This window comes from Modicisalibacter tunisiensis (assembly GCF_020148005.1).
In the GTDB taxonomy this organism is placed as follows: domain Bacteria; phylum Pseudomonadota; class Gammaproteobacteria; order Pseudomonadales; family Halomonadaceae; genus Modicisalibacter; species Modicisalibacter tunisiensis.
The window spans coordinates 994,418-1,012,718 of record NZ_JAGXFD010000001.1 but is presented as its reverse complement, the minus strand read 5'-3'; the positions used below and the strand labels follow the sequence as shown (position 1 = coordinate 1,012,718).

Annotated in this window: 18 protein-coding genes; 10 read left to right on the top strand and 8 right to left on the bottom strand. The window is 66.1% G+C overall.

Going from position 1 to position 18,301, the window contains the following annotated elements:
- Positions 1-10 precede the first annotated feature (10 nt).
- The 4 genes from KGQ91_RS04665 to KGQ91_RS04650 all read right to left on the bottom strand — a co-directional run bounded on the left by KGQ91_RS04665 (position 11) and on the right by KGQ91_RS04650 (position 4,568).
- Positions 11-816 (bottom strand): IS5 family transposase gene (locus tag KGQ91_RS04665; protein WP_420891355.1). Its coding sequence is split into 2 segments (ribosomal slippage): positions 11-468 and positions 468-816, totalling 807 coding nucleotides; the frame shifts between segments, so codons are not numbered across the junction.
- A gap of 153 nt (positions 817-969) precedes the next feature.
- Positions 970-1,620 carry an ATP-binding cassette domain-containing protein gene (locus tag KGQ91_RS04660; RefSeq protein WP_224420387.1) on the bottom strand — a complete coding sequence of 217 codons (651 nt, stop codon included), beginning with the start codon at positions 1,618-1,620 and terminating at the stop codon, positions 970-972.
- A 33-nt stretch (positions 1,621-1,653) separates the two neighbouring features.
- Positions 1,654-3,354: an ABC transporter permease gene (locus tag KGQ91_RS04655; RefSeq protein WP_318010247.1), complete on the bottom strand. Its 1,701-nt coding sequence runs from the start codon at positions 3,352-3,354 to the stop codon at positions 1,654-1,656.
- A gap of 8 nt (positions 3,355-3,362) precedes the next feature.
- Positions 3,363-4,568 carry an ABC transporter substrate-binding protein gene (locus tag KGQ91_RS04650; protein WP_224416081.1) on the bottom strand — a complete coding sequence of 402 codons (1,206 nt, stop codon included), beginning with the start codon at positions 4,566-4,568 and terminating at the stop codon, positions 3,363-3,365.
- A 200-nt stretch (positions 4,569-4,768) separates the two neighbouring features.
- On the opposite strand from KGQ91_RS04650, the gene KGQ91_RS04645 reads away from it, so the two are divergent.
- From KGQ91_RS04645 to KGQ91_RS04610, 8 genes are all read left to right on the top strand, one after another.
- Complete coding sequence (locus tag KGQ91_RS04645) at positions 4,769-7,102, top strand: PqqD family peptide modification chaperone (RefSeq protein ID WP_224420385.1); 2,334 nt, start codon at positions 4,769-4,771, stop codon at positions 7,100-7,102.
- Positions 7,103-7,163: 61 nt separating this feature from the next.
- Complete coding sequence (locus tag KGQ91_RS04640; protein ID WP_163647974.1) at positions 7,164-7,592, top strand: DoxX family membrane protein; 429 nt, start codon at positions 7,164-7,166, stop codon at positions 7,590-7,592.
- 44 nt (positions 7,593-7,636) lie between these two features.
- Positions 7,637-7,870, top strand: a complete 234-nt coding sequence (locus tag KGQ91_RS04635) for a hypothetical protein (RefSeq protein ID WP_224420384.1) — start codon at positions 7,637-7,639, stop codon at positions 7,868-7,870.
- A 67-nt stretch (positions 7,871-7,937) separates the two neighbouring features.
- Positions 7,938-8,189: a hypothetical protein gene (locus KGQ91_RS04630; RefSeq protein WP_163647976.1), complete on the top strand. Its 252-nt coding sequence runs from the start codon at positions 7,938-7,940 to the stop codon at positions 8,187-8,189.
- 86 nt (positions 8,190-8,275) lie between these two features.
- A complete protein-coding gene (locus KGQ91_RS04625; RefSeq protein ID WP_224420383.1) occupies positions 8,276-8,851 on the top strand; it encodes a DinB family protein in 576 nt (191 codons plus the stop codon).
- Positions 8,848-9,357 carry a DUF302 domain-containing protein gene (locus KGQ91_RS04620; protein WP_224420382.1) on the top strand — a complete coding sequence of 170 codons (510 nt, stop codon included), beginning with the start codon at positions 8,848-8,850 and terminating at the stop codon, positions 9,355-9,357. Before KGQ91_RS04625 ends, KGQ91_RS04620 begins: the two co-directional genes overlap by 4 nt.
- Before the next feature lie 91 nt (positions 9,358-9,448).
- Complete coding sequence (locus tag KGQ91_RS04615; RefSeq protein WP_224420381.1) at positions 9,449-10,549, top strand: phosphotransferase; 1,101 nt, start codon at positions 9,449-9,451, stop codon at positions 10,547-10,549.
- Between the two features lie 89 nt (positions 10,550-10,638).
- A complete protein-coding gene (locus KGQ91_RS04610; protein WP_163647980.1) occupies positions 10,639-10,980 on the top strand; it encodes a TraR/DksA family transcriptional regulator in 342 nt (113 codons plus the stop codon).
- Positions 10,981-11,405: 425 nt separating this feature from the next.
- On the opposite strand, the gene salA is transcribed toward KGQ91_RS04610, so the two are convergent.
- Positions 11,406-12,710: a salicylate 1-monooxygenase gene (gene salA, locus KGQ91_RS04605; protein ID WP_224420380.1), complete on the bottom strand. Its 1,305-nt coding sequence runs from the start codon at positions 12,708-12,710 to the stop codon at positions 11,406-11,408.
- 202 nt (positions 12,711-12,912) lie between these two features.
- On the opposite strand from salA, the gene KGQ91_RS04600 reads away from it, so the two are divergent.
- A complete protein-coding gene (locus KGQ91_RS04600; protein ID WP_224416097.1) occupies positions 12,913-13,818 on the top strand; it encodes a LysR family transcriptional regulator in 906 nt (301 codons plus the stop codon).
- Between the two features lie 124 nt (positions 13,819-13,942).
- On the opposite strand, the gene KGQ91_RS04595 is transcribed toward KGQ91_RS04600, so the two are convergent.
- The gene (locus KGQ91_RS04595; protein WP_224416098.1) at positions 13,943-14,695 is read right to left on the bottom strand and encodes an SDR family NAD(P)-dependent oxidoreductase; all 753 of its coding nucleotides are present in this window, start codon (positions 14,693-14,695) and stop codon (positions 13,943-13,945) included.
- A gap of 241 nt (positions 14,696-14,936) precedes the next feature.
- Between KGQ91_RS04595 and KGQ91_RS04590 the strand changes: the two genes are divergently transcribed.
- The gene (locus KGQ91_RS04590) at positions 14,937-16,157 is read left to right on the top strand and encodes an MFS transporter (RefSeq protein WP_224416099.1); all 1,221 of its coding nucleotides are present in this window, start codon (positions 14,937-14,939) and stop codon (positions 16,155-16,157) included.
- Here KGQ91_RS04590 and KGQ91_RS04585 read toward each other — a convergent pair.
- The gene (locus tag KGQ91_RS04585; RefSeq protein ID WP_224416100.1) at positions 16,130-16,432 is read right to left on the bottom strand and encodes a hypothetical protein; all 303 of its coding nucleotides are present in this window, start codon (positions 16,430-16,432) and stop codon (positions 16,130-16,132) included. The genes KGQ91_RS04590 and KGQ91_RS04585 overlap by 28 nt on opposite strands.
- A 45-nt stretch (positions 16,433-16,477) precedes the next feature.
- The gene (locus tag KGQ91_RS04580; RefSeq protein ID WP_224416101.1) at positions 16,478-18,280 is read right to left on the bottom strand and encodes a SulP family inorganic anion transporter; all 1,803 of its coding nucleotides are present in this window, start codon (positions 18,278-18,280) and stop codon (positions 16,478-16,480) included.
- Positions 18,281-18,301 lie beyond the last annotated feature (21 nt).

Here is an 18,301-nt window from a genome sequence, read left to right as displayed (position 1 = left end):
AGAGTGCCTTTCAAAACCTGCCTTGAAGCTTGTTCAGACAGACCAGAGAGCAGCCCAGCAGCGTAAAGGCATAATGGATATCGACTCGCCGTTCATAGCGCGTGGTGAGTCGCCTCATCCTGCCCAGCCAGGCAAAGGTGCGTTCGACAACCCAGCGATGGCACCCGAGCCGCTGACTATCCTCGACACCTCGACGAGCAATGCGGGGCTGAATGCCACGTCGCCGACAGGCTTGGCGGCAACGGCGATGATCGTACGCCTTGTCCGCATGGAGTTTGTCGGGACGACGACGAGGCCGCCCCGGTCGCCCCGACGAAATCGGTGGAACGCTATCGAGCAGTGCCGTTAATGGCACACTATCGTTCATGTTGGCTCCCGAGAGCAGGACAGCCAACGGGACTCCCTGACGATCGGTCAGGAGGTGCCGCTTTGTGCCCGGTCTTCCTCGGTCTGTCGGGTTGGGGCCGATCGCTGAGCCCCCTTTTTTGCCGGTAGGGAGGCGCTGTCCATACAGGCTCGCTCCCAATCCAGTTGATCCGCGTGCTGCAAGTGTTCCAGCAGCGTCTGATGCAAGTGTTCCCAGACGCCCGCTTCCTGCCAGTCGCGCAGGCGCCTCCAGCAGGTCACGCCGGAACCGCAGCCCATCTCTTGAGGCAACATCTCCCAAGGGATACCCGAGCGCAGGACGAACAGGATGCCTGTCAGGGCTGCGCGATTGGAAACGGGAGGTCGGCCGCCACGCGGCTTGGGCTGAGGCGGAGGCAGTAGCGGCTCGACGATAGACCAGAGTTCATCGGATACGATCTTCTTAGCCATGCCCAAAATCTAGGAATGGCGAGAGCCGCTTTCAAGGTTTTGAAAGGCACTCTAAGAGCCGCTGACACTCCAACTAGCTTGACAGTGGGGGGGCCGAGCGCAGACAGTTTTCAGACAATGCCTAACGCTAAAAAACCGCATGATCACATTAGCTCATGATGTGACCCGACATCCGTCATCGAAAGTGATGATACGCCCGCCGGCCGCCCGGGCGTCGGCCTCGTCGTGGGTCACCATCAGCGTGGGCAGGCGGTAATGCCGCACGCGTTCGAAGACCCAGTGACGAATCTCGTCACGCAGTCCGGCATCCAGCTTGGAGAACGGCTCGTCGAGCAGGATCGCGCGCGGCTGTGACAGCAGCACCCGCAGCAGGGCGACCCGCGCCTTCTGCCCGCCGGACAGCGTCGCGGGGTCACGCTTGGCAAACGTCTCCAGCCCGACCGATCTCAGGGCTTCGTGAATTCGCGCGCAGCGCTGCTGACGACTCCCCTCGCGCACCATGCCGAAGGCCAGATTGCCCTCGACATCGAGATGCGGAAACAGCAGCGGGTCCTGAAAGAGCAGCCCGACATGACGCTGCTCGGCCGGCAGCATATCGATGCGTTTTTCATCGAGCTTTACGCGCCCTCGCGCCCGGAAGGCTGGACTCAAGAAACCCGCGATGAACGCCAGCAAGGTGGACTTGCCGACGCCGGAGGGCCCCATGATGGTCAGCACCTCGCCGGGAGCGATCGTGGTATCCAGACTCAGCAGGCGCTGCTGGCCCTGCTCAATGACGAGGTCGTCGAGAATCAATGACGCCATGGTGTGGCTCCTTTCTTCAGTCAACACCGGGCTTCAGTCGGCACCGGGCAGCAGGCCGCGCCGGCGTCGAAACACATAGCGGGGCACCCGCATCGCCAGCAGGAACCCCAAGGCCGGCAGCAACAGCTGGACCAGGGCGTAGATGGCGGTCAGCCGCCGATCCCCGCCGCTCGCCAGACTGACCGCCTCGGTGGTCACCGTGACCACACGCCCCGCCCCCAGCAGGACGGTGGGCAGGTACTGGCCGATGCTCACCGCGAAGCCCACCGCCGCCGCGGTCACGATCGGCGCCAGCAGCAACGGCAGGCGTACGCCCAGGAAGACCCGCCACGGTCCGGCACCGAGGCTGCGTGCCTGCTGGCTCCAGCGGGGATCCAGGCGTCGATAGCTTTCCGCCAGGGACAGGAAGACGTAGGGCAGCACGAAGACCGCGTGGCCCACGATGACCGTGCCCAGTCCAGGGCGGATACCCGCTTGCGCCTGCATCATGACCAGCCCGAACAGGAAGGCCACCGGGGGTACCAGCAGCGGCAGGTACAGAATCACTTGTACCCAAGGCTGCAAGGGACGACTCCTCAGGGTTTCCGCTTCCAGCGAGCCCAGCACCAGCACCACCGACACGAGGGTCGCGATGAGCGCGACGCTCAGCGTTTGCCATACCGGAACGATCAGTTCATCGGCCGCGTTCAGCCAGTTATGCACAGTCGGCGACCGTGGCAGAAAATGCGGGAACGGCCAATAGCCGGCCACCGACCACAGCACCAACCCCGCCAGTCCGGCCATCATCAAGCCCAGTACCGTACGCATGGCCAGCCAGGCCACGCCGCCCAGCCAGCGGTCGCCACACTGACGACGCCCGTCCCGGTACCAGCCCCGGCTCGCACATGCCACCAGGCGCTCCAGCGACCACCAGATCAACAAGGCCGTCAGCGTCAACAGCAGCTGCAATATCGCCCCCGCCGAGGCCATGAAGCGCGTCGACAGCACGGGGTCGTTGAGCCAGCCGACCACGGAGACCGCCAGCGTGGAGGGTGTCGTGGGGCCCAGGATCATGGCCACATCCACCGTCGAGGTGGCAAAGGCGATCACCGCGTAGAGGGGCAAGCGCAGCAGGGGATACAGCCCGGGCATGACGCCCTTGAGAAAGGCCGTCAAGGGGCGATAGCCGAGGCTTCGCGCCACGGCCAAGCGCTCGCCGGCCTGACATTGCACCAGGGCCGCCAGGCTCATCAGCAACAGGAAGGGCACTTCCTTGACGACCAGCCCCAGGATCAACGACAGCCCCCAGGCATCGCCGGGAAACGCATAACCGGGGGGATAGGCCCAGCCGGTCAACCAGGGCGAGAGGCCTCGCGCCGCCCATCCCGACGGTGCCAGCAGGAACGCCAGGCCGATCGCCGCCGCCGCGTGGGGCACCGCCAGCAGCGGCGACAGCCAGCGCTGGATGCGCCGATATAGTGGCGTGTACAGAAAGCTGCCCAGAAACAGCACCACCAGCGCCAGCGCCAGCGCCGCGCTGGCCAACCCGGTCACCAGGCTGAGCCGGGCCATGTCGACGAGGCCCGGCACCTGGACGAGCTGCCGCCAGGGGGACAACGAGAGATGGTCGCCCCCGAGCGTCGGCAGCCAGCCGAAGGCCGGCATCAGCGCGCCGAGCACGCCGCTGGCCACCGGCATGCTGAGCAAGGCGATGGTCAGCCAGGGCAGCGTCCCGACGACGAGCCGATAAGCCACGGCCGAACTCATTGCGCGCCGTAACGCTGCCGCCAGGCCCGCTCGAGAGGTTCAATCCATGAAGGGTCGGGTTCGCGTAGCGTCTTGCCCAGCGAGGGCGGCGGCAGGCTCTCGGCGGCCCGGCCGTCGCGTGCAAACGCCTCACGCTGCGCGGGACTCAGGCGCGCCATGTCCAGCACCGTGGCATCACCCCACATCGAGAGATCCTGCTTGCGGGCCTGGGCCTCGGGCGATAGCAGGAAGTTGGCGACCGTCAACGCGCCGGCCTTGTGCTGGGCATTGAAGGGGATGGCGACGAAATGCACGTTGCCCAGCGTGCCGTCGTCGAGAATATAACTGCGCGTGGTCGGCGGCAGCTGATAATCGAGCACCGCGGCGGCAGGCGCCGAGGGCGTGAAGGTGAACGCCAGGCTCAACGCCCCATCGCCCATGAGTTGGCGCATCTGGGGACCGCCGGTGGGAAAGCGCTTGCCCTCGCGCCACAAGGCGGGATGCAAGCGGTCCAGGTATCGCCAGAGCGGCGCAGTGACGGCGTCGAAATCGGCCTCGTCGACCGGCGCGTAGAGCGCCTCGGGCTGGTCGGTCAACGCCAGCAGCGCCTGCTTGAGGAAAGTCGTGCCCAGAAAGGCCGGCGGCTGGGGGTAGGTGAAGCGTCCGGGATGCGCCTGGGCCCAGTCGAGCAGCGCGGGAATGCTGCGCGGCGGCTCGTCGACACGCGCACTGTCGTAATAGAAGGTGATCTGCGCGCGGCCCCAGGGCGCTTCATAGCCCTCGACCGGCAGGGTGAAATCCTCGCGCACTTCGGGATTCTGCTCGGGCGCGGTCAGTGAAAAATTGGGCAGCTGCTCGGCCCAGGGGCCATAGAGCAGATCATTGTTCTTCATGGCGGCGAAGTTCTCGCCGTTGAGCCAGATCAGATCGACCGCGCCGTGGTCCTTATTTCCGGCCGCCTTCTCGGCCACCACACGGGTCACCGCCTCGGCGGTATCGCTGACCTTGACATGCACGAGATCGATGGCATATCGCTCGCCGACCTGCTCGGCCACCCAATCGATATAGGTATTGGTACGCGGGTCGCCACCCCAGGCGTTCCAGTATACGGTCTGCCCCCGGGCGGCCTCGGTCACGGACGTCCAGTCGGACAGCTCATAGGCCTGGCCCGCCGTTGGCAACAGCACCAGTGCCGCTACCAGCAAACCTCGCGAATAATTCATGCCACTCTCCCTGATCGACTATCCGTTGGTCGTCGCTGGCCAGTATTCCTTACATGGCCAGTCACCACCCGGGATTCATCCGCAACACCCCGCTACCCCGCCGGCCAGCGAAGCTTTTTCAACGGCGTGTAAGGATCCCCGCCCACCCCCGACTCAAAGGCATATCACAACATCTCACAACGCCGAGCAGGGGTAAGAACATGACCATGCCATCGTCTCGGGCGCCTCGTTACTGGCTGGGTGGCAAGCGCGCCGACGAGCAGGACCGATTCTTCCGAGAGGCTCTCGAGGCACGGGGCTGGGTCGCCGGCGACGCCGAGCACTGGCAGGCCGGCTGGTTCACGGGCATGCCCGACCCGGAGCAATTCCGCAAGCTCTCGCCGACCTGCAAGCTCAATCATCTCCCCGGCAACAATGCACTGACGCTGAAAAGCCGCCTTTATCAATCGCTGGCGACGCTGCGCGACCGGATGGAAGAGCGCTTCGGCTCCCAGTCCTCACAGGTAGCACGGCTCGACTTCTTCCCGCGAGCCTATCTCATGCCCGATGATTACCATGCCCTGCAGGATGCGGCACTGGCCGACCCCGGCCAGTGCTGGATTCTCAAGCCCGCCAATGCCTCCAAGGGCAAGGGCATTCGACTGCTTGAGGATGCCGCCGACGCGCCCCGCCAATCGAACTGGCTGGTCCAGGAGTATCTCGACGACCCACACACCATTCGCGGACACAAGTATGTCTTGCGGCTTTATGTCCTGCTGGCCTCTCTCGCCCCCCTGCGTCTTTACGTGTATCGCCAGGGATTCGCCAAGCTCGCTTCCGGCCTTTATGACCGGGACGACAAGGCCAACCCCTACAGCCACCTCACCAACCCCGATATCAACGCCCGCAACACGGACGCCGAGGTGCCCGTCGAGTTCATCGACCTGGATCGCTATCGCGCGTGGCTGCGCGAACAGGGACACGATGACGAGGCCCTGTTCGAGCGTCTCCACGACCGGCTGACGCTCACCGTGATCGCGGCCCTGGATAGCTTTCGCCAGCGCTGCGCCGACGACGGTATCGATAGCCGCGGCGGCTACGAGCTGCTGGGTATCGATTGCCTGATCGACGCCAATCTCAAACCCTGGATCCTCGAGTGCAACCTGAGTCCCTCGCTGGGGGTCTGCGCCGGTCCGGACAGCGGCGGCCCGGCGGAGGAAGCCATCAAGCGGCGCCTGGTCGAGGACCTGGTCGCGCTGGTGGACATCGATGGCCGGGAGACCCCGGGGGCCAGCGACGATTCGCCCCAGGCCCTGCGCGACGACGCCCAGCGCGAGCTGTCACGGGCCGGGGACTTCCTGCGCCTCTATCCTGGTAGCGCGCCTGCCGACCACCTGGCGTTCTTCACCCTGCCCGGCCTGCTGGATTGGCGACTGGCCAGCACGTTCGATGCGCAAGTACCGGCCGAGCCTTACCTGCAGCGCGGCGATGTCACCGAGTTGATCGACAACGACCGCCTGGCACTCTACGCCCCCCATCGCGGCGGCCTGCTCTCGCTCAATGACAGTGCCGCTCTGATCTGGCTGCTGGCCGGCGAGGGCGAGACACCGAGCGGCATCGTCGCTCATCTGCATCAGGCCAGCCAGGTCGATCAGCCAGCGCCCGACCGGAACGCACTGGAGCGCCACGTCTGGCAGTGCCTGGAAGCGTGGTGCCGCCAGGGTCTGCTGCGCCAGGCGCCGACACACGACAGCGCGCCTCTCGCGTCACCCGAGCGTGACCACCCAACGCGGACTCACACGCCGCCCCCGGCACCGATCGGCCTTTCCATCGCAGGACGCAGTTGGGCCCTGCATACCCGGAGCTTGCCGGCACGAGAGCGGCTGGTCGGCGCCCTCACCGCGTGGGAGCCCGGCCAGGTCGCGACATTGCCGCAACTCGAACTGATCCAGGAGACCGGCGGCTACCGCCTGATGATCGACGCGGACCTGGTGGCCTCTCACCTCGGCCTCGCCGAGCTCGGCCCGCGCCTGATCGACGAACTCGGACGACGCGCGCTCGCCGAGGGCCAGCTGATGATTGACGCCGCGCTTCTGGTCCACCGTGACGCGCCCGAGGCGGCCATTCTCGTGCCCGTGGCCGGCGATGACTGGCAACCACTGCTCGCCATGGCCGAACCGCTCGGCTATTGCCTGATACGAGGCATCGCCTGGCACCGCCAGGGGCCCAGCCAGGCCAGCGTGCTGGCGCTCCCCTTGACCCTGCCCGGCGGGCGGCTCATCACGCCCTCGGCCTACCCGTCGTGCGACCTGCGCATCACCGGGGTCGCGACATGGGACGACGACACCGCGCGGCCAACCCCGTTGGCGCTCCTCGCGGCATTGCTGCCGGCCGCTCGGCATGCCGATACATCGCCTCCCGACGGCCACGACGTTGCCGTCCTGCTCGAATGGCTCACGGCACTGCCGAGATTCTCATTGCCCGGCGACTCTCCCGAACCGGCGAGAGCGCGCCTGGAAAACGGTACGCATCATGCCTTGCCGAGCGGGAATTGACTCCCTTCATGCCGGCGCTTCGTGAACGGCGCCACGTCATCACCACAAGGAGAACCGACCCATGATGAAATCGGCACTGACGTCCCCGCGGTCCCTCCCGCAGGCGCCCTGGGCGCATTGGCTGCTGCGCGCGGCCATGGCGAGCGTCTTCTTGTACACCGGGGCCGACAAGTTTGCGGGCAGCGGCATCCAGGGCTTCGCCCGGATCATGGATCTGCCATGGCTTATTGCCCTGGTCGTGGCACTGGGCGAGATAGCCACCGGCATGCTGATTCTGCTCGGCGGCCTCCTGGCCGGCCGCATGGGAGACGCCGCGACGCGACTCGGCGCGCTGTTTGCAATACCGATCCTGCTGGGCGCGATCGTCATGGAACACTGGGGCCAGTGGCACTTCATGGCCACGGCCAGTCATCCGCTCGGCGGCATGATGTTCCAGGTCACGCTCACGCTGATCGCCTTGTATCTGATGGCCAGGGGCAATCACACCTGATCTCGCAAGCTACCGCGTCTGCGACTCGCCACGGAGGTTTACCCATGACCCAGAATTCGCACCGAACCTTGCTCGATACCCTGTCACGAGGCATCGCCTACAGCGTCCCGGCGCTTGCCGTCGTGGTCGGCGCGTCGGCCTTGTACGCGATCTATTCCGACGTTGCCACACCCTCGGGGTATTACATGTTCGCGTCGGCCGAAGCCAGTCCCGAGGCCGAAGCCAGTCCCGGGGCCGAAGCCAGTCCCGAGGCCGAAGCCAGTCCCGAGGCCAATTGACATGTCGTCACGGCCTCTCGTCGACGGTGTTCAGCACCGTCATTCACCGTTGGAAAGGAGTGCAATCATGACATCCCATGAACACAAGCGTCACTGCCTGATGGGACGCCTGAGCCGCCGGGTCATCTACACGACCCCCATGCTGCTCCTGCTGTCCGGTCCCTTCGCCGCCCAGGCGATGGCAGACAACACGACCGATGTCGCGAGTTACACAATCGCCCAGAGCGCCGCTCCGTTAATGGCCAGCGCCGAGGGCGAGGCGGAAGCCGAAGGAGAAGGAGAAGGTGAGGGAGAAGCCGAGAGTGGAGAAAGCTCCTGAAGCTGAAGCCGCTTGAGCAAGGCGCGTGGAGGGCCTTCCTTCCACGCGCCTGCCCTGTCCACATTTCCCATCAGGAGAGTCTTGCCATGATCAAGCCCGTGCTGGCCGCATTAATCGACGAGGCATGCGACACACTGGATCAGCTGACAGGCTTCGTGAGCCGTCTCACGTCCGCCCAATACACCGCGCTCCATGGCGCCGATGCCCGGCACACCATTGGCAAGCATGTTCGCCATATCCTCGATCACTATGAAGCCCTGCTGGCTCAGGAGGGAGTAGCGCCAGCGCCTACCGTCGACTACGAGCGCCGCCAGCGCGATCCCGATGTGGAACAGCGCCCCGAGTGCGCCCTTGAACAGTTACAGAACCTGGCAAACAGACTCTCTCGACTCGGCGGGCAGCCGACAGCGACGCGACGCGTCCACTTCGCCTATCATGTCGGCGGGCAGCGTTCGCTGCTGCCTTCCAGTCTCGAGCGCGAACTGGCCTTCCTGACCAGTCACGCCATCCATCACATGGCAATCATCGCGCTACTTGCCGACACTCAAGATGTCGAGGTGGCGAACACGTTCGGCGTCCACCCTTCGACGTTACGTCACTGGCAACGCGCATTCCCGCCACGCCAACAACCGCCACGCCAACCACAAGAGGTGCCGTCATGAAAGCCATCCCTGACAGAATCCTTCCCTGGGCCCTTGGCCTGATGCTCATGATGGTGGCGTCGACCGGCATGGCGCAGACGCGATGGCCGGCGGACGGCTGGCAGGTCATCCCCACGCAGCAGAGCTACACCACATTGCTGAACCGGCTGAAGCGCGCGGTTACCGACAACGACATGGGCATCGTGACCGACGTCGGGCCCACCCAGGTTGCCGCCCAGCGCGGCGTGAAAATTCCCGGTAACCGGGTCGTCGGCGTTTTCCGCAACGATCTTGCCGTCGAGATACTGCGGCTGAGCGTGCCGGCGATGATCGAGGCGCCGATCCGCTTTTACGTCACCGAAAACGACGACGCCACGGCGACATTGTCGTGGAAGACGCCCAGTGCGATCTTCGCGCCCTATGTCGCCGATCTCGATGACGACGAGCGAGCCGCCGCGCTCGCCGACAAGGCGCGTGAACTCGATGCCATCTTCGCACGCATCGCCGAGGACGCCACGCAACGCTGAACGTGTGCTTCCCGACAGCGGCTTCCGGCGGGCGCGAGCCAGCGGGGCCGCCTCTGTTGAAGCGCCGCCGTTGCTCAACCGGACCCGCCCCATGACGACGACCGACACCCCCCTCGCCATGCAGCTCGACGCACTGCGCGTGCATCTCGCCGGCCTCGACGAGAACATCGTCGACCTGCAGCCAATGCCCGATACCGGGCTCGCCCACGGACACATCTGGATCACGCGCCGCAATGGTATGGACTGGGTGGCACGCCTGCCCAAGCAGAGCCAGATGCAACTCGACGTCGAGGCCAACCTGGACTTCCAGGCGACCTGCTATCGACGCGCCAGCACCAGTGGCCACACCCCAGCGCTTCACGGGCGACTGCCCATCGACGCGACACTGCCCCGCGGCGGCCTGCTGGTCACCGCCATCCCGGGACGTCCCGCGCGACTCCCCGAGGATCTGCCCGGCATTGCCAAGGCACTGGCCGCCATTCACCGGTTGCCCCTGCCCGCCTCCACGGCGCGCCCGCCGCTGGCCAGTGCGCCCTCGCCCTGGCAGGCCATGCGTGAGGAAGTCCTGGCGCAGGCAGGCTACCTCGATGCGCTACCCCCCGAGCTGCTTGACGCCGAGGCCCGGCGCCACATCGATGCGACGCTCGCCTCGCTGGACGGCGACAGTGTTCCGGCCGCAAGCATCGACGCCCATCGTTGCCTGATCAGCTTCGACGCGCATCCCGGCAATTTCTTGATCACGCCCCGAGGCAAGGCCGTCCTGGTGGACCTGGAAAAATGCCGCTACAGTCATCCCGGCTTCGACCTGGCCCACGCCACACTGTACACATCCACCACCTGGGACCCGGCGAGCCACGCGGTGCTCGACCCCGAGACCGTGGTCCGTTTCTATCGCCAATGGCAGTCCCGGCTCGGGGCGGACAACCCGTTGACCGATGATGCGGCCCTGCTGGCTACCCGCCGAGCCATGTGGCTGTGGTCGATCACCTGGTGCGCCAAGTGGTGGAATTTGCATCGTCGCGAGCGCGACGCGCTGGCGTGTGGTGAGGACTGGTCGACGTCACTGAGCGATCCAGCGCTGATCTCGCATGTCGCCGACCGGGTGGCTCACTATCTTTCGACCCCGATCGTCGCTCGTGTCACCGATGAGTTCCGCTATCTTCGCCATCATCTGGTCATGGAAACGACATGATGCCACCCGGATACGCCACATTATCCTAGACTCCATCCTGTGGGCCGGGCTGCCTGAAAAATAGCGTGCGACAACAGTGAGGTGGCATTTTGAACCATCCCGAAATCGACCCTGACACTATCAGGGAGCAACTCAAACGCCGGCGTTCCGAAATGGTGGAGCAGAGCGAGGAAAGCAAGAGTTCTCGCACAACGGTGGAACTCGATCAGACCGCGGTCGGCCGGCTTTCCCGCATGGACGCCTTGCAGGGGCAGGCCATGGCCAAGGCCGAAGAAGGCCGCAGGCAGCAGACGCTTCTCAGAATCGAGGCTGCACTGGAACGCCTTGACCGGGGGGCTTTCGGGGAATGCCTGGTATGCGGTGAGTGGATCGCGGCCAAGCGTCTGGAATGGGATCCGACCGTACTGAAATGTATCGATTGTGCCGAGTGAGACGAGGCTGAAGTGGTCCCCGAAATTCGGACCAGGCGCCTAGGCATTGTCTGAAAACTGTCTGCGCTCGGCCATACTGCGTTAAAAATAAGCTCGGGCGCGAGTCCGATCAAAATGCTCATTTACACCCCGTAAACTCCGCTTATTCGCTGATTTTTGCCTTGTCTGACCTTCGCTCGTCGACTTTTCAGACAGTGCCTAAGCTCTGATCAGACCGACCAGAAGGCCCTGATCATGAGCCAGAAACGTCGGCAGTACAGCAGCAAGGTCAGGCCAAGAAGGCGGCCTGACCCAAACCAGCGGGTCTCCGAGAAAGTCGGGGTGGTTCACCGCTGCCTGCCTGGCCTCGCCCTCTTCCCGACAGCTACCGAGCCGGGGTCCGCTGAACCGTCTCGCCCCGACCCGGCCCTGCCTGCCGGCAGCCATCAGGCCAAGGCCGAGCGCGCGACCGGTTCCCAGGCCAGGCGAGCCCTGGCCGCGGCGACGTCGTCGCGCGGGTCATGGTTCCAGAGCCAGTCGAAACGGGTTTCCAGCTCGGCGGCGAGATGCGCCCCGTCATCGCCGATGCCGGGCATGCGGTATTCGTAGAGATCGCCGGCCTCATGGGAGGTGCGCTGCACCTGGCAGGTTCGCGCATGGCGGACCGCCGCGAAGGCCGCCAGCACCTGTGGCGCGTTATGCCGGGTACAGGCGTCATCGGTGAGCAGGCTGGCGAGCACGTAGGCGTCTTCCAGGGCCTGACCCGCGCCCGCGCCCTGGTGAGGCAGCATGGCATGGGCCGCATCGCCCACGATCAGCACGCGCTCGCGGTGATAGCGGGGCAATGCCGGCAGCTCATGCAGTGCCCACCGCGTCGGCTCGGCAATGCAGGCAAGGATGGCCCGGGAGGCCGCGCCCCAGCCGTCGAAGACAGCCAGCAGTTCCGCCTGGGTCACGGCGTTTACCCAGGCCTCCCCCTCGGCCAGCCTGGGGGTCGGCGTGGCGCGATCGGTCAGGAAGGCCACCACATTGATCAGCTCGGACTGCTTGACCGGGAACGTCAGGATGTGGCGGTCATGGCCCAGGTACATCTGCGGCACCACGGCGAGGCGCGGGTTGACGCCCCGGTCCACCATGGCCGCTTCCAGCTGCCGGACGGGTATCATGCCGCGATAGGCATAGGTACCGCTCCAGAAAGGCTCGAGCTCCCCGTAGTGAGCCGGGGGCAGCACATGCTCGCGCACCGCGGACTTGATCCCGTCGAAGCCGATCAGGATATCCCCGGTGAAGCGGGTGCCGTCGTCGAAGTGCGCCGTCGCCCCCCGTTCGTCCTGCTGCACGTCGATGCAGCGTTTCCCGAACTGCGCGATCCCGCCGGGCAGGTTGGCCACGATCGCGTCCAGGAAGTCGGCCCGATGAACCGAGGACTGGCCACATCCCGGCGCCAGGCTAGCGGTAAGATAGGCATCATCGCGGCCGCGACGCCACTCGAACCAGACATCCTCGAAGGGAGCCGGGGAAGAGTCGGCAATACGACGGTAGGGGTCTTCGAGTCCGAGGAGCCGGATGGCCTGCACCGCGTTGGGCCCGAAGGACACCCCGGCACCGATCTCGGAGAACTGCGGTGCCGCTTCGAAGAGCGAGACGTCGAGACCCGGGTCCCGCGAGAGGGCCACGGCAAGGGCCACGCCGCCGATGCCACCGCCGACGATACCGATGGAAAGCCGCTTGCGTGCAGATGCGTTGGACATGTCGAGATACCTGTCAGGGGTTGTGATATCCCTGACGTTATAAACCGGGCTCGCCTGCAGCCACACAGCGCCCGGAATACACGCTATAAAGGGCGTTGATAAACAAAGGAATCAAAGGCTTGCCTATCGACCCACGCCTCGATACGCGACCTTTGTCCCATGCCCACAAGGGGTGAAAGCGCCTCAGGAAGACGGCAATACCATGATCAAGCTTTCGGAAATCGACATGAACCTGCTGGTCGTGTTCGATCTTCTCTATCAGGAACAGAACACCCAGCGCGTCGCCCGCCGCCTGGGCATTACCCAGCCCGCGATCAGCCATGCGCTCAAGCGACTGCGTACCCTGTTCGGCGATGAACTCTTCGAGCGCACCTCCCGGGGGCTGATGCCCACGCCGCTGGCCTCCGACCTGCACCCCTCCATCGCCGAGGCCCTGGCGCTTCTCCAGGAGACCCTCAATCGCCCGGACGACTTCGACCCGCAATCGAGCCGGCGCACGTTCACGATCGCCATGACCGATATCGGCGAGATCATCTTCCTGCCGCGCCTGCTCGAACGCCTCTCTCGAGACGCGCCCGGCGTCTCCTTGAGCACGGTGCGCAGTCACAGTGACGACCTGAAGCGGGAGATGGAGGACGGCCATGTCGACCTGGCGATCGGGCTGATTCCTCAGCTGGGTGCCGGCTTCTATCAGCAGCGGCTCTTCACGCAGCGCTACGTCTGCCTGTTGCGTCGTGGCCATCCCCTCGCCCGGGGGCACTTCGGGCTTGACGCGTTCATGGCCGCCCGGCACGCGGTGGTCGTCGCCAAGGATACCGGGCACGGCCTCGTCGAGGAGCAGCTGGCTCGAGCCGGCATCGATCGCCCCGTGAGACTGAAACTCCCCCACTTCGCGGCCGTGCCCTACATCATCAGCGAGAGCGATCTGGTGGTGACGGTGACGGACAAGCTGGCCAGGGCGACCCGGGGCCGGCTCGGTCTGGCAATGCATGAGCACCCCCTGCTGTCCCAGGAAATCCCCATCAACCTATTCTGGCATCGCCGCTTTCATCAGGACCCCGGCACCCGCTGGCTGAGACGGGTGATCTTCGGCATGTTCTCCGAATAACGGCATTCATGGGCAGGCTGCCGGCGCCTGGCGCCGGAAAGATCCCGATCCCGGCTATCGGGGCCGGCAAGCCGCCAGGGCACCCGACGTGCCCTGGCCTGCTTTCGCGTGTCCGCGGGACGCGTCACGACTTGCCGGCGGTGAAGCCCCCGTCGACCATCAGGGTGGTGCCGGTGGTGAAGCTGGCCTCGTCGCCGGCCAGGAACAGGAAGGCGTTGGCGACCTCCTGTGGGCGCCCCAGGCGGCCCAGCGGGTGCAGGCGGATCAGCCCCTGGAGCAGCTCGTCATCCAGGTCCGCGAGCAGCGGCGTGTCGATATAGCCCGGGCCGATGGCATTGACCCGCACGCCCTTCGGCGCGGCCTCGATCGCCAGGGTACGGGTGAGGTTGACCACACCGCCCTTGGCGGCGGTGTAGGCCGCGGTCTGAGACTGGCCGAACACGCCGAGGATGGAAGCGCAGTTGACGATGCTTCCGCTGCCCTGGCGATACATCACGCGCAATGCGGCCCGGGCCACCCGGAAGACACCGTTGAGGTTGATGTCGATGATCCGCAGGTATTCCTCGTCGCTCAGTTCATCGGTCGGGCAGATGCCGCCGATGCCGGCGTTGTTGAACACGGCATCCACGCTGCCGAGCTCGGCCACCGTGTCCTCGAACAGCCGGTCGACCTGAGCGGAGTCCGTGACGTCACACGCCTTGAACAGGCAGCGCCCGGCGTGCTTGTCATCCAGCGCCGCCGCCCGGGCCTCGCCGTCGCTGCCCGCGATATCGGCGATGACCACGCTGGCGCCTTCCTCCAGGCAGCGCTCCACGCTGGCCAGGCCGATGCCGCTGGCCCCGCCGGTGACGATGACGTTCTTCCCTTGCATGCGCATGCGGTCTCTCTCCTGCTGTTGATCGAGGGGGTGGGGGTCGCGCCCCGCTCGTTCCATGCTGAACCCAGTGGCTATCGGCAGGTGTTGATCCGCGTCAATGTCTCCCCATCGAGCGCGCGATGGCGGCTTGAGCAGGGCGCCTCCGAGCCGTTTCGGAGAATGCTAACCTGACCACCGGTACCCGCCACGACGGGGGGCCGGCTTTTCACAGCAGGCATAGACGGGAGGAAGTCCCCATCGCATGAACTACAGGGACGTGATTCGGCAATACCCGGCGATACTGGCCTTCGGTTTCATCGCGATCTTCTCGGGCAACCTGGGGCAGACCTTTCTGGTCGGCTATTTCCAGCCCGCGATTTCCGAGGCCTTTTCCCTGAGCAGCGGCCAGTTCGGCATCGCCTATTCACTGCTCACGCTGACCTCGGGGTTTCTGATCTTCTTCATCGGCCCCATGCTCGACTGGATTCCGCCACGGCGCTTTGCCGCCTTCGTGGTGCTGGGCATGAGCCTCGGCATCCTGCTGCTGACCCTGTCGCCCTGGCTGGGCGCGGCGCTGGCGGGGCTGGGGCTGATTCGCTTCTGCGGTCAGGGGCTGTTCACGCATCTCGGCACGACCACCGTCGCCAAGCAGGTGCCCGCGGCACGCGGCAGCGCCCTGGCCCTGGTGACGCTGGCCATGCCGCTTGGCGAAGCCGTGCTGCCGTCGATCACCACCGGCGCCCTGCAGCTCGTCAGCTGGCGGGAACTGCTCTGGGCGCTGCTGGGCATCCTGCTGACTGTCTGGCTGCCCCTGCTCGCCCGCACGCCGCTCGGGCCCGCGTCGGCCGCCGAGACGCCACGCGACGCGCCCCGAGCGACCGGACGCTCACCCCGGCCCCTGATGGACACACGCTTCTGGCGACTGAGCCTGATGATGCTGTCGATCGCCATCGTCAACACCGGCATCTTCGTCTTCCAGAGCGAGCTGACCGCCGAGTTCGGCGCCGGCCCCGCGGTCTTCGCGCTCGGCTTCGCGCTGGCGGCCTCCGGGCGCGTCATCGGCTCGCTGGCCGCCGGACGTCTCGTCGACCGGCTCGGGGCGTCAGTCATGGGGCGGGTCTATCTGCTGCCGCTCGTCGCCGGGCTGCTCATCGCCATCGCCCTGGAGAATGGCTACGGCATCCTCGCCTACATGCTGCTCTCGGGACTCGTCACCGGCATGCAGGAACCCACCGTCACCAGCCTGCTCATCCAGCTGTGGGGCAGCGACAACCTGGCCAGACTGCGTTCGGTGTTCTCGGCCGGCATGGTGTTCGCCTCCGGCCTGGCCCCGGCCTTCTTCGGGATGATGCTGGATGCCGGCGTGGCGTTCGCCACCATCCTGGCGCTGATGGCGGGCATGGTGACCCTGGGCTGGCTGCTGGCCTGGAAGCCGCTGAAGGCGGCTGCCGGGGCTCAGGCGTCGAGGCAGTTGACCCGGTAGCGCTCGGTGTCCTTCTTCAGGGCCATGTGCCCGTTGACCTCATTGTAGAAGAAGGCGTTGCCCTCGCCGGACGGCAGCGTGTAGCGCCCACAGATGCCGTAATCGTTGTTGACCTTCTTGTCGATGGTCACCGAGACGGTCTGGTCGGTACCCAGGGTGTCGGCGATATGCCCGGCGACGCGCTCGTCGAGCCGGTCTTCCGACAGCAGGTAGCTGCCCGCGACCAGAATCGCCGAGACCACCATGACGAGGCACGACACGATCAGATTCTGCATGGATGTCTCCCGAGTTCTCGATGTCAGTCAGGGGGCTGGGCGGGATTATACGCAAGGCCCCTGCTCCCCGCTTGTGGCCCGGTGACGCACGGTTGCCCCGCCTGCGGCGGGCTGTGCGATGGTCGACCTCAGCAACATCTGCCAAGCCTCGAAGGTGCTCAGGAAGACCCGGCCATTGAGGGTCTTCATCAGTGACGTGTCCTCGAGGCGATCCATCACCGGCCCCTTGACCTCGGCCAGATGCAGCCCGATGCCGGCCGCCGCCAGACGGCGGTTCAACGCTTCCAGGCTCTCCAGGGCAGTGGCGTCGATGACGTTGATCGCCTGACAGGTCAGCACCAGATGGCGAGGCGGCGGCTGCCGGTTCACCACCGCCGTGACCCGATCCTCCAGGTGGCGCACATTGGCAAAGTAGAGGCTTTCATCGACGCGCAGGATGGCGACCCGGGCATCGGTCTCCACCGCATGGCGACGTACATTGCGGAAGTGTTCGGTGCCGGGCACACGGCCGACCTCGGCCGTGTGCGGACGGCTGGTGCCGTAGAGATGCAGGGCCAGTGACAGCCCCACACCCACCAGGATGCCGATCTCCACCCCGCCGAACAGCGTCGCCGCCACGGTGGCGACCATCGCCACGCCCTCGCCACGGGCATAGCGCCAGACCCGCACGAAGGCGGGCAGGTCCACCAGCGACAGCACGGCAATGATGATCGTCGCCGCCAGGCTGGCCATCGGCAGGCGCTCGAGCCAGGGCGAGAATGTCAGCATCACCAGCAGGATGCCCAGCGCCGTGAACGCCCCCGCCGCGGGGGTCCGGGCACCGGCGTCGAAGTTGACCACCGAACGCGAGAAGCCGCCGGTGATGGGCATGCCGCCGGAGAAGGCCGCCGCCAGGTTGGCGCCGCCCAGCCCGATCAGCTCCTGATCGGGCTCCAGACGCTCGCCACGGCGCACCGCCAGCGCCTGGGCGACCGATACCGACTCGACGTAGCCGACGATGCTGATCAGCACCGCCGGCCACAGCAGCGTCCGCCACAGTTCGGGCTCGCCCGTGGGCAGGCCGAGTGGCGGCAGCCCCGCCGGAATGGTGCCGATCACCGCCACGCCATGGCCCAGCCAGCCGGCGGCACCGGCGACCAGCGCGGCCACGACGATGGTGACGATGGGCGCCAGCTTGAGCAGCAGCGCGGCCGCGCGCCCCGGCACCCCCAGGCGCATCAGGCCGCCTCGTCCCCAGCGGCGCAGACTCCACAGCATTGCCAGCGAGCCCAGCCCGACGAGTGGCGTGGCCATGCCGAGCCCGGCGATGGCCTGCGGCAGGCCGTCGAGCAGGGCCGGCAACGTGGAACCCGACAACGGCACACCGAGCAGGTGCTTGAGCTGGCTGGCCGCGATCAGCACGCCGGAGGCGCTGACGAAGCCGGTCATCACCGGATGACTCAGGAAATTGACCAGAAAGCCCAGCCGGCACAGTCCCATCACCAGCAGGATGACACCGGACAGCAGGGCCAGCACCAGCGCCGCCGCCACGTAGTCGGCGGAGCCCGCCTCGGCGACTCTTCCCAGCGCCGCCGCCGTCATCAGTGACACCACCGCCATCGGCCCTACCGACAGTGTCGAACTGCTGCCGAGCAGGGTGTAGATCGCCAGCGGCAGCAGGCTGGCATAGAGCCCCGTCACCGGCGGCAGGCCGGCCAGCATGGCGTAGGCCAGCGCCTGGGGGACCAGCATAAGCGTAACGATGAGGGCGGCCAGCAGGTCGTCCGTCAGGCGGTGACGGTCGTAACGCCGTCCCCAGTCGAGGATCGGCAGCCAGCGGGCAAGAGGGTGTTCGCCGGAGCGCTTCATGGGGCGTCATCTGGAATCGGC